Origin of the sequence: Brevibacillus sp. MCWH, from assembly GCF_013096935.1 — a bacterium.
GTDB classification, from domain to species: domain Bacteria; phylum Bacillota; class Bacilli; order Brevibacillales; family Brevibacillaceae; genus Brevibacillus; species Brevibacillus aydinogluensis.
The window spans coordinates 1-310 of the sequence record NZ_SDLF01000264.1 but is presented as its reverse complement, the minus strand read 5'-3'; the positions used below and the strand labels follow the sequence as shown (position 1 = coordinate 310).

At 43.5% G+C, this 310-nt stretch carries 1 pseudogene; it reads left to right on the top strand.

Going from position 1 to position 310, the window contains the following annotated elements:
• Window positions 1-26: 26 nt before the first annotated feature.
• Window positions 27-310 (top strand): annotated as a pseudogene (locus ETC00_RS21015) (hypothetical protein); the annotation flags it as partial.

Here is a 310-nt window from a genome sequence, read left to right as displayed (position 1 = left end):
AACTCTTTCGTCAATACGGCAAGGTTGTGAATCATAAGAAGGTGTTACGACTCATGCAAATTCTTGGGCTGAAAGCCATTATTCGTGGCAAGCGAGCGTATCGGAGCACGTATCGAGCGGCTGAATCTGATGGTCGTGTTGCCGAAAATCTGTTGAAGCGTGACTTCACAGCCGAGAAACCAAATGTCAAGATCAAAAGAAAGTTCCTCAAAAAAATCAAGCGAAAATTCCCCAGTAAGAGAAAGAGAATACTCAAATGCCTCTTAGGTGGTAATATAGACAAGACTACCCACTTGTGTTGTTCCCATCC